Annotated in this window: 10 protein-coding genes and 1 pseudogene; 3 read left to right on the top strand and 8 right to left on the bottom strand. The window is 69.5% G+C overall.

Annotation, left to right across the window (positions count from 1 at the left end):
- The 5 genes and pseudogenes from DLJ49_RS20220 to DLJ49_RS20200 form a co-directional block, all read right to left on the bottom strand.
- Positions 1-742 (bottom strand): annotated as a pseudogene (locus DLJ49_RS20220) (peptidase U37); the annotation flags it as partial.
- Positions 743-747: 5 nt separating this feature from the next.
- Entirely contained in the window at positions 748-2,232 is a 1,485-nt protein-coding gene (locus tag DLJ49_RS20215; protein ID WP_233489330.1) for a phage portal protein, read from the bottom strand.
- Between the two features lie 44 nt (positions 2,233-2,276).
- The gene (locus tag DLJ49_RS20210) at positions 2,277-2,489 is read right to left on the bottom strand and encodes a phage head-tail joining protein (protein ID WP_115395321.1); all 213 of its coding nucleotides are present in this window, start codon (positions 2,487-2,489) and stop codon (positions 2,277-2,279) included.
- A gap of 2 nt (positions 2,490-2,491) precedes the next feature.
- On the bottom strand, positions 2,492-4,495 hold the full coding sequence (locus DLJ49_RS20205) for a phage terminase large subunit family protein (protein ID WP_115395320.1): 2,004 nt from the start codon (positions 4,493-4,495) through the stop codon (positions 2,492-2,494).
- Positions 4,443-5,003 (bottom strand): hypothetical protein, encoded by a 561-nt coding sequence (locus tag DLJ49_RS20200; protein ID WP_115395319.1) that lies wholly within the window; start codon positions 5,001-5,003, stop codon positions 4,443-4,445. The genes DLJ49_RS20205 and DLJ49_RS20200 overlap by 53 nt, the downstream gene beginning before the upstream one ends.
- A gap of 112 nt (positions 5,004-5,115) precedes the next feature.
- Here DLJ49_RS20200 and DLJ49_RS20195 point away from each other — a divergent pair, with 112 nt between their 5' ends.
- From DLJ49_RS20195 to DLJ49_RS20185, 3 genes are all read left to right on the top strand, one after another.
- Entirely contained in the window at positions 5,116-5,388 is a 273-nt protein-coding gene (locus DLJ49_RS20195) for a hypothetical protein (protein ID WP_115395318.1), read from the top strand.
- Between the two features lie 95 nt (positions 5,389-5,483).
- Positions 5,484-6,002: a DUF3489 domain-containing protein gene (locus tag DLJ49_RS20190; RefSeq protein WP_115395317.1), complete on the top strand. Its 519-nt coding sequence runs from the start codon at positions 5,484-5,486 to the stop codon at positions 6,000-6,002.
- A gap of 165 nt (positions 6,003-6,167) precedes the next feature.
- A complete protein-coding gene (locus DLJ49_RS20185) occupies positions 6,168-6,782 on the top strand; it encodes a cation diffusion facilitator family transporter (protein ID WP_115395316.1) in 615 nt (204 codons plus the stop codon).
- Here the strand turns inward: DLJ49_RS20185 and DLJ49_RS20180 are convergent.
- The 3 genes from DLJ49_RS20180 to DLJ49_RS20170 are packed head-to-tail and all read right to left on the bottom strand — an operon-like array spanning position 6,777 to position 9,243.
- Complete coding sequence (locus tag DLJ49_RS20180; RefSeq protein ID WP_115395315.1) at positions 6,777-7,001, bottom strand: DUF7220 family protein; 225 nt, start codon at positions 6,999-7,001, stop codon at positions 6,777-6,779. The genes DLJ49_RS20185 and DLJ49_RS20180 overlap by 6 nt on opposite strands.
- Positions 6,998-7,981: a DNA cytosine methyltransferase gene (locus DLJ49_RS20175; protein ID WP_115395314.1), complete on the bottom strand. Its 984-nt coding sequence runs from the start codon at positions 7,979-7,981 to the stop codon at positions 6,998-7,000. Before DLJ49_RS20175 ends, DLJ49_RS20180 begins: the two co-directional genes overlap by 4 nt.
- Positions 7,981-9,243 carry a site-specific DNA-methyltransferase gene (locus tag DLJ49_RS20170; RefSeq protein ID WP_233489333.1) on the bottom strand — a complete coding sequence of 421 codons (1,263 nt, stop codon included), beginning with the start codon at positions 9,241-9,243 and terminating at the stop codon, positions 7,981-7,983. Before DLJ49_RS20170 ends, DLJ49_RS20175 begins: the two co-directional genes overlap by 1 nt.
- Positions 9,244-9,346: the final 103 nt, after the last annotated feature.

Here is a 9,346-nt window from a genome sequence, read left to right as displayed (position 1 = left end):
TGCCGGGGCTCTGCGAGTCGGCGGCGCGGGTCTCCGCCTGGGTCGCGGCAGGCTTCGGGTCGGTCATCGGCGTGTCCTCGGATGCGACGGCGTCGCTGGGCTGGTCGGCGCTCGGGGCGGCTGCGGCCTCGGCCGCCGGGGTGTCGGTCTTCTCCGTCATCGGAATGGCTCCTGTGCTGTGGGTGGGCGCGTCCCGGCGGTGGAGGACGCAGTCGTGAAGCGGGGATCGGGCGCGGAAGCCGGCAGCGGGATCGGCGCCCACGGGCACGGCGGAGACCTCGAATGGCGTCCAGTCCACCGCACGCCAGAGCTCGCGCGCCGTGTCCGGCTTCGAGATGTCGAAGCGATGCACTTGGTAGCCGATGGAAACCGCCCGGATGTGCCCCGCCTGGATGTCGCGCCAGATCGGCTCGACATCCGCGCGCTCGCTGATCCGCACGAGGGCGACGCCCCGCCCGTTCTCGACGCGCGCCGAGCCGGGCACGACCGAGCCGATGACGGCGTCGAGCGCGCCGACCTCGTGGACCTTCAGGAATGGTGCGCCGGCGTTCAGCCGGTCGAGGCGCACATGATCCGGGTCGAGGCTCAGCTCCTCGTCGTAGGGCTCGCCGAACAGCGTCATGCGCCGGATCCGCGCGCCGGCCGACCAGATAACCTCGACGGTGCGGGCCTCCGGATCGGCCGTGTTCGGCGCAAGCTCCGCCGACCGGCGAAGCGCCGGCAGTTCGATGGTCGTGTCCATGTGGGTCAGTCCTGTTGGGCGCCGGCGGCGGGTGCCTTATGGGCCGTGGGGTCGTTTGCCGGATCGGCGCCCGGCTCACCGGAATGCGCGCTGCCGGTCTTGGTGACGCGCCGCGGGTCGCTGTCGAGCACGAGGCCGAGGGCGTCGAGCTTGGCGTTCGTGGCCGCGATCTCGGCCAGCACCGCATCGGGGTTGCGGCCCTGCTGCGCGATGACTTCGGCCAGCGTCGCGGTGCCCGAGCGGATGGCGAGCAGGTTCGCCATCGCGTCCTTCTGCGGATCGACCGCCTCGAACTTCGGCGGCGACCATTCCACGGCCACGTCCGGCGTCGGGATCTGCCCCGCCGCCCACGCGGCCTCGGTGAACCAGCGCCACACCGGGGCGCAGACCATCGGAATGAAGAGCTGCCACTGGACAGCGTCGATCATCCGGCGGAACTCCACGAGCCCGGCGCGGATCGAGGAGTAGTTCACCTGGCTGAGATCCCCGGTCAGCAGCTCGTAGGGCACCCTGAACCCGGCCGCGATGGTGTGCAGGTTGGCACGCTTGTATTCCGCGTAGCCGCCGGTGGCCGCCGGCTGGTTGAAGCGGATGTCCTTGCCGCCGCGGGCATAGGCGATGAGGCCCGGCTCGAACTGCTCGACCCGGTTGCCGTCCGCGTCGACCACCGCCGGCGCGATGCCCTGCTGCGCCTCCTCGTCGCCGAAGACGATGGCGGTGACGCAGGCCTCGGTCTTCTTCCGGACGATTTCGGCAACCTCGTAATCGTCGAGATCGCGCAGGGCGCGGATCACCGGCGCACCCCACGGGACGCCGCGTGCCTGCGTGCGCTGCTTCTCGTAGACATGGGCGATCTCGCGCGCCGGAACCGGTCGGCTCTGCAACCCGCCGCGCAAGGCGCCGTGGGCGTCGCCCGGATGCTCGGGATGAAGCCAGTACGCCCGGCGCCGACCGATCGCATCGAACTCGATTCCCTGCACCAGCCGGCCCGCGCCGAGCGCGCCGGTCCTGGTGGCGTCGAGCAGGTCGGCCTCCAGCACCTGCAATTGCAGCGGCACAGGCAACCCGTCCGAGGCGCGACGCAGGCGGCGGCGCAGCAGCACTTCGCCCGCCTCGACCATCTCGCGACAGATCAGGGTCTGCAGCCCGTAGAAGTCGAGCTGGCCATCGGCGTCGGCGCCCGCCGCCCAGCGCGCGAACAGCGCATCGACCTTCCGGTCCAAGGCGTCGTCGCCGCTCGCCGCGCGGGGCATGATCCCGGCGCCGACGATGTTGTTGACGAGCACCGACACGGCCTTGGCCGCATGCGGGTTGTTGCGCACCAGGTCGCGCATCCGGTCGCGCAGCAGCGCCCCGGCCATGCCGATCTCGGTATCGGCCGAGCTGCCCGGCGCGCGCCAGCCCTCGGTGCGCCGCCCCTTCGCCGCCCCGTCATAGCCACGCGACAGGGTTTCGAAGGCCTGACGGGCGAGCACGCGACGGGCGGCCATGCGCGGCGCCACCGCGGCAATCGCATGATCGAACCAGCTTGCCGTCATCCGCGATCGCCGCGTGCGAAGCCCGCGCGCCCCGCCACGGGCAACGGCCGGCCGATGGCCGCGATGGCCCGCTCGATCGTGCGGATGCGCGCCAGCAGATCCGCAGCCGAGCCGTATTCGACCGACTTGCCGTCATAGCTCACCCGCGTGGTGCCGCTGGCATAGGCGCGGCGCAGCGCCGTCAGCTCCGTTTCCGTCCAGTCCGTCATCGTCAGAACCACCCTCCGCGCCGCCCGAGCCAGTCGGAGCGGCGTTTGCCCTGCTGTGCATGCGCCTGCCGGTTGATCTGCCCGGCGGGATCGGCGTCCGTGTCGGCCACGCCGAGCTGATCCTCGAGATCGCGCCATTTCGCGTCGGACCAGCGATCGGCCCCGACGATCCAGGCGGCGGCGCGGGCATAGACCCGGCAGTCCAGCGCCTCGTTGCGCTCGCGCAGCTTCTGCCATTCGAGACGCGCGAAGCCGCGCTTGGTCCGCAGCGTGACCAATTGCTCCGCCACGAGCTGCTTGAGCCACTCGCTGTCCACCCATTCGGGCAGATGCACCGTGCCGGGCTGGCAGGTTGCGCCCTCGGCGATCTCGTCCGCGGTCGGTCGCTCCAGACGCAGGAAGCGGTAGGTCTCGGCCTTGAAGGTCGAGACCGCCACGGTCCAGAGCCGGGCGCCACGGCGCAGCCGCCTGCCGCCCTCGGTCGCGTCCACGTAGGTGGGCCCCGAGACCGGGCTCGAGCGGTTGAACCCCTCGACGCCCTTGACCGGCGCGACCTGGGCGAAGCCCTGCGCGCGCGCCCATGTGTAAACCGCCGGCGCCTCATACCCGGTGTCGATGGCGAGCCGCGCGATGGTCAGATGCGCGCCGCGCGCGTGGGGCCAGGACCGGCCGAGGATGGCCGTCAGATCGCCCCAGGCCTCGTGCCGGTCGGGTCCGCCCTCGATGACGACGTGATCGACGAGCCAGCTTTCCAGCCCGCGGCCCCAGGCCCAGACATCGACCTCGATCCGGTCCTTCTGCACATCGGCGCCGGCCGTCAGGAACAGACCCTTATCCGGCACGGTGCCCAGTTTCCACGACTCGCGGCGATCCGCCAGTCGCTGCCAGTCCGGCGCCTCGCCGGTCTCGACCCATGTCTCGCCGAGGATGGTGTTGCGGAACGCCTTGATCGCCTCGTCCGAGCCCTGCGCGGCCTCCCAGGCGCGCGCGATCCGGTCCCAGCCCAGCCAGCCCACCGGCGAGTAGAGCGCCGAGAGGTGATAGCCGACGGTGCCGGGATCCATCGGCTCCGCCATCGCCCGCCATTCGCCGGCTTCCAGCATCGCCGTCTTGTGGTGCTCGGCCAGGCCTGCGTCGCAGTCCTCGCAGTGATACTCCGCCGTCTCCGGCCGGCCCTTCTCCCAGCGCAGGCGCTCAAACTTCAGCCACTGCATCGCGCCGCAATGCGGGCACGGCACGAAGAAGCGGCGCTGGTCGGAAGCCTCGAACTCCCGCTCGATCCGGGAGAGCCCCCGGATCGTGGGCGTCGAGACCAGGAACACCTTGCGCCGATGGGCGAAGGTGAGCGACCGGGCTTCGGCCAGCGTCACCGGGTCGCCTTCCTCGTCGGCCGAGGCCGGATAGGCGTCGACCTCGTCGAGGAAGATGTAGCGTGCCGGGGTGGAGCGCAGCCCGACCGCCGAGTTCGCGCCCGTCATGATCAGGATGCCGCCCGCGAACTCCTTCGACAGCATCGTGTTGCCTGCATCGCGCGAGCGTGCCGGCTTGATGCGCTCGCGCAGCTCCGGGCTCTCCTCGATCAGCGGGTCGATCCGCTGGCGCGAGTTGCGCTTGGCCAGTTCCACCGTCGGCTGGACCGCCAGCATCGGGCCAGGCGCCTGGTGGATCGCGAACCCGATCCAGTTGTTGCCGGCCTCGGTCGCGCCGACCTGCGCGGCCTTCATGAACACCACCCGCTGCGTGGGGTCGCCGGGCGAGAGCCGATCCATGATCTCGCCCATGTAGGGCGTGCGCGCCGTGCGATACTGGCCCGGCTCGGCCGAGGCACGCGACGACAGCTTGCGGTGCCGGTCGGCCCATTCCGACACGGTCAGGTCCGGGTCCGGCCGCAGCCCCGCGAGCCACGCCCTCAGGACATCCTGAGCCCCGTCGAAGGCCAGCGCGTCCGCGTCCTCAGCGGAGATCAGGCTGGATCTCGGCGAGGTCGTCGAGCTGGGATCGGACATGCTTCTCCAGAGCCTTCTGCATCGCGGCGGGCTCAACTCCCAGATCAGCCGCCATGAGCGCGGCAACCCGGGCCGGCCAGTTGACCCAGACGTCGCGCTCCTGCCGCGCCAGGCGGAACACCAGCGCCAGCGCGCGGGCGCGGTCGATCAGCTCGCCCTTGAGCTTTTGCAGCCGAATGCGCCGCTCCTGCGCCTTCAGCACCTCGTTGGCCGTCTTGGCCTGCAGGAACGTCGTTCCGCCGCCTGTGGCCGGCGCGGCGAGGCCCTGTTCCTTCAGCGTGTCGCCCACGGCCGAGACGGCCGCTTCCGGCACGGGCTTTCGCTTCGGCTGGGGCGGCTTGCGGGTCTTCGACGGGTCCGTGGTCTCGGCCCGGCGCGCATCGCTGGCGTCGGCGTCGATGCTCCCGTCTGCGTGCAGCACGAGGCGGCCGGCGGCCTTGGCCTTCTGGATCGCGCCACGCGAGAGGCCGACCCGGGCAGCGTACTGGCGCTCGCTCAGACCCTCCATGCCGCGCTCCGATTATCATTCGAAATCATGTGCTTATTGAGTTGATAAGCCTCCGCGCCAGAGCGAACCTGGATCCACAAGGACGATGCAACTCAGCACACGGAGCCACCCGATGACCACGCGCCTGAACCCGATCACCACCCCGCGCCACGAACTCCGCGCCGAGAAGGCGCGCAGGAACCGCGAGGCGGCTCTGAACGCCTTCATCGGCAAGAAGGCCGAGATCGATGAGATGCTCGCCCGGCTGCAGGCGCTGAGCGACGACCATTTCAACTGCGCCCCCGACGAAGTGAACTGGGGCCATGTCGGCACCCTCGAACACTACGCGAGCCTGCTGAAGCGCATCACCGACAGCGCCTTTTGCGAAGGCGAACACGCCGAGTGATCTCCGGCACCGCCGGAACTCCCGCCGCGCGCCCCGCGCGGCTCGGGGTCGTAGAAGGCGCCGCATGTCGCGGGCCCGAATACGGAGACGACCCCATGACCCAGATCCAGCTTTCCGACGCCCAAGCCGTCATCCTGTCCACCGCCTGCGCGCGCGAGGACGGAACCATCTTCCCCGTCACCGCCAGCCTCAAGGGGGGCGCCGTAGGCAACGTCTGCAAGAGCCTCCTCAAGCAGGGCCTGATCGAGGAAATCCCGGCCGCCGACCTCAACACAGTCTACCGCCACGACGAGGAGCGCGGCCCGATCACGCTGCGCGCCACCCCTCTCGCCTACAGCACCCTCGGGATCACGGACGAGCACGATGAGACGCCGCCGGCGGAAACGCCGACCCCCCCGGTCCAGCGTCGGAAGGGCACCAAGCAGGAGACCCTGATCGAGATGCTCCGCGCCGAGGGCGGCGCGACCATCGACGAGATCGTCGAAGCCACGGGATGGCAAGCTCACACAGTGCGAGGCGCCATGTCGGGCGCGCTCAAGAAGAAGCTGGGCCTGACGATCACCTCCGAGAAGGTCGAGGGCCGCGGGCGGGTCTACAGCTTACCGCGCGACTGACGCCGCGTATCACGCCGGTCTCGATGCCGCCGTCGCGAAAGGGGCGGCGGTATCCGTCTCTCGGGGGCGCTTGACCTTCTGCTCTCTCTTGCGTTGTGTCGTAGTGAGGCGCGCGCTCTGCACTCGAACGCACGCACGACCCTGATCGCCACACCGGGAGCCGCCATGGCCGATTGCGGCTGTTCACCAATCGCGCCGGAGACGGCAGAGCAGCGCAGGACGCTGAAGCTGGCGCTCGCGCTGAATGCGACCATGTTCGTCGTGGAGACGACGTCCGGGATCATCGGGAATTCGACGGGGCTGATCGCCGACGGTCTCGACATGCTGGCGGATGCGTCTGCCTATGCCGTGGCGCTGCTGGCCATCGGGCGGGGCGCGCTGTTCAAGTCCAACGCGGCGATGGCGAGCGGTATTCTTCTGCTGATCCTCGGCTGTGCCGTGCTTCTGGACGTCGTGCGGCGCGCGATCTCCGGCGAGCCGCCCGAGGGTCTGCTGATGGTCGTGGTCGCGTCCATCGCTCTGGTGGTGAACGCCACGGTTCTCAAACTCCTCAGCCGATATCGCGACGGCGAAGTCCATCTCCGGGCGACATGGATCTTCACCCGTGCAGACCTGATCGCCAACATCGCCGTGATCCTTTCCGGTATCGCCGTTCTCGTGACGGAGATCCGTGCGCTCGATCTCATCGTGGGAGCGGGTATCGGACTCTACGTCATCCGCGAGGCCTTCGAGATACTGTCCGACGCGCGCGAGTCCCGGGCAGCCGCAAATCAATCATGATCCGCTCCGGATCCGGATCGCCTCGAACAATCGGCGCAAGAGAAACGAGCGAGCGATGCTCACCACCGTGAATACCGCGCCCATCTTCAGGTTCTGCGCCAGCGTCGTGTGCAGCCCGAAGATCGGGAAGATCAGGATCTGCGTGCCGACGGCGATGCCGTAGCCCACCGCTACGTTGGCGATGGCCTCGACCATCGACATGGTCCGGCTCTGCTTCATTGCAGGCTTTCCAGAAACGCCGTCACGAATTCCGCCGCGAGCGGCGGCACGATCGCATTGCCGTAGCCCCGCAGGAGCCCCATGCGGCCGGATATCCCATCAGCCAGCGGGAATGTTCCGGGCTCAACGGGCCTCCAGCAGCCATCGCGGCAGAGGAGCCAGTCCGGATCTCGCCAGACGCCGTCCGTCGCATCGGTCCCGGCGGGGTCGGCGGCTTCGACCAGTCCACCAGCTTTACCGTCCTGCGGCTCGCATCGGTGTTGCCGGCCCCGTTGTACGCTGCCGTTGCGGGTGAGCCCGCCATCGTCGTCGGCCAGCCTGCCAGCCAAACCTGCCGGCCGAGCAACGCGTTGATCGGCACCGTCCGGCATTCGGATCCGTCCTTGTGATCCCGTGCCGAGGCTGTCGCCCAGCCTGCCCGGCCCCAGGGCGACAGCGCCGAAGAACAGCCGCTGGCGGATGTGCGGCGCGCCGATGCCCGCAGCCGGCAGATCGGCCGCCGCGACGGCGTAAGATGCCGCTTCCAGGTCAGCCGCCAGAGCGTCGAACCACGCCCAGCCAGCCGGGCCCTCAGTCGAAGTTCGAGCCGCGCCGCCAACGCGTCCGAGCACAGCCGCGCTCGCGACCTGCTCGCCGAAAACGAACTCCGGGCGGCAGGCTGCAACGAGATGCAGGAAGGCCGGGGCGAGGTGGCGATCATCATTCTGTCCCTTGCGCTGCCCGGCCTGGCTGAACGGCTGGCAGGGCGGCGAACCGGTCCAGACGGACAGCTCCCCGGCCACGCCTGCGAGGCGCAGCGCGTAGAGCCAGCCGCCGATCCCGGCGAAGAAATGGCATTGCGCGAAGCCGCGCAGGTCGGCGGGCTCCACCTCGAGGATAGAGCGCTCGTCCACCTCGCCGGCAGGCAGCAGCCCGGCCGCGATCAGTTCCCGCAGCCAAGCGCAGGCCGCGGGATCGGCATCGTTGTAGTAGACGGCCATCAGGCGGCGGCATCGGCCTTGTCGCCCAGCCGCTCGGCCTTGATCTCGGTGAAGGTCCGGCCGTCACCATCGAGGATCGCGTCGCGGCTAGTGTCGGCCTGCCAGCGCTCGATGGCGACGTCGACATAGGCCGGGCTGATCTCCATCGCGAAGACGCGCCGGCCATTGGCCTCGCCTGCCATGATCTGCGAGCCGGAGCCCGAGAACGGCTCGTAGCAGAGGCCGCCGCGGGCGACGTGCTGGCGCATGGGAATCCCGAAGGCATCGAGGGGCTTCGGCGTCGGGTGATCCGGGCGCTCATCCTTCGCGAAGGACGGCATCTCCCAGGTCGAGGGCAGCGTCTCCTCGGCCACCTTCGGCGGGCGGTTGGGGCGGCGCCAGCCCATGAAGCAGGGTTCGTGCTTCCAGAGGTAATGCGACCGGGTCAGAACGCCGCGGTCCTTCACCCAGATGATCTGCTGATGCACGAAGGCGCCCGCCTTCTCCCAGCAGGCCTCCAGCATCGTCTGGCGGCGGGAGGCGTGCCAGCAGTACCAGGCCGCGTCCTCCGCGATCGCCTCGGCCACCGCGGCCGCGATGAAGCCGTCGTAGAGGTCGGCGCCCTGGCTGCTGTCGTCCCAGGTCGTGCCGTAGGACGCGGACCAGTCCTTGTTGCGGGTCGGATGGTTCGAGCCGTCGTAGTCCACCAGATAGGGCGGATCGGTCGCGAACAGGATTGCCCGCTCGCCGTTCATCAGGCGGCGGACGTCGTCGTGGCTGGTGCTGTCGCCGCAGAGCAGCCGGTGGTCGCCAAGGATCCAGAGATCGCCAGTGCGGGACGCCGGATTGCGGGGCGGTTCGGGGATGGTAACCGGAGGCACGGAGCCCCCGGCGCCACCCTCTTCTTCACCGCCCCCGTCCGGATCGAAAGCCAGCAACTTGTCGAGCTCGCCGTCCGAGAAGCCGACCAGCGACAGGTCATAGTCGTCCGCGAGAAGGTCCTGCAGCTCGGCCGACAGCAGCGCCTCGTCCCAGCTGCCGAGTTCCGTCAGCTTGTTGTCCGCGATCCGATAGGCGCGGCGCTGCGCCTCGGTCAGATGGCCCAGCACGATCACCGGCGCCTCGGTCAGTCCGAGCTGCGTTGCGGCCAGGACGCGGCCGTGGCCCGCGATCAGCTTGCCGTCCTCGCCGACAAGGCAGGGCACGGTCCACCCGAACTCGGCCATGCTGGCGGCGAGCTTCGCGACCTGGTCGGGCCCCCGAAGTTCGACAGTTGATCCGATAAGCGATTGATATTGTTGGCGGGGAGTTCGCGTTTTTGTGACGACAAGGTGCGTCAGGCGGGTTTCGGCAGGCTCAATGCTTCGAACAGGTCGAGTTGCTCCG

The organism is Rhodovulum sp. 12E13, from assembly GCF_003340565.1.
In the GTDB taxonomy this organism is placed as follows: domain Bacteria; phylum Pseudomonadota; class Alphaproteobacteria; order Rhodobacterales; family Rhodobacteraceae; genus HLUCCA09.
This window is presented reverse-complemented; position numbering and strand designations above follow the sequence as displayed.

Coding starts and splice junctions, on each gene's coding strand:
- DLJ49_RS20215 (WP_233489330.1), bottom strand. CDS start 2,232: ATGGCCGCCCGTCGCGTGCTCGCCCGTCAGGCCTTCGAAACCCTGTCG.
- DLJ49_RS20210 (WP_115395321.1), bottom strand. CDS start 2,489: ATGACGGACTGGACGGAAACGGAGCTGACGGCGCTGCGCCGCGCCTAT.
- DLJ49_RS20205 (WP_115395320.1), bottom strand. CDS start 4,495: ATGTCCGATCCCAGCTCGACGACCTCGCCGAGATCCAGCCTGATCTCC.
- DLJ49_RS20200 (WP_115395319.1), bottom strand. CDS start 5,003: ATGGAGGGTCTGAGCGAGCGCCAGTACGCTGCCCGGGTCGGCCTCTCG.
- DLJ49_RS20195 (WP_115395318.1), top strand. CDS start 5,116: ATGACCACGCGCCTGAACCCGATCACCACCCCGCGCCACGAACTCCGC.
- DLJ49_RS20190 (WP_115395317.1), top strand. CDS start 5,484: ATGACCCAGATCCAGCTTTCCGACGCCCAAGCCGTCATCCTGTCCACC.
- DLJ49_RS20185 (WP_115395316.1), top strand. CDS start 6,168: ATGGCCGATTGCGGCTGTTCACCAATCGCGCCGGAGACGGCAGAGCAG.
- DLJ49_RS20180 (WP_115395315.1), bottom strand. CDS start 7,001: ATGAAGCAGAGCCGGACCATGTCGATGGTCGAGGCCATCGCCAACGTA.
- DLJ49_RS20175 (WP_115395314.1), bottom strand. CDS start 7,981: ATGGCCGTCTACTACAACGATGCCGATCCCGCGGCCTGCGCTTGGCTG.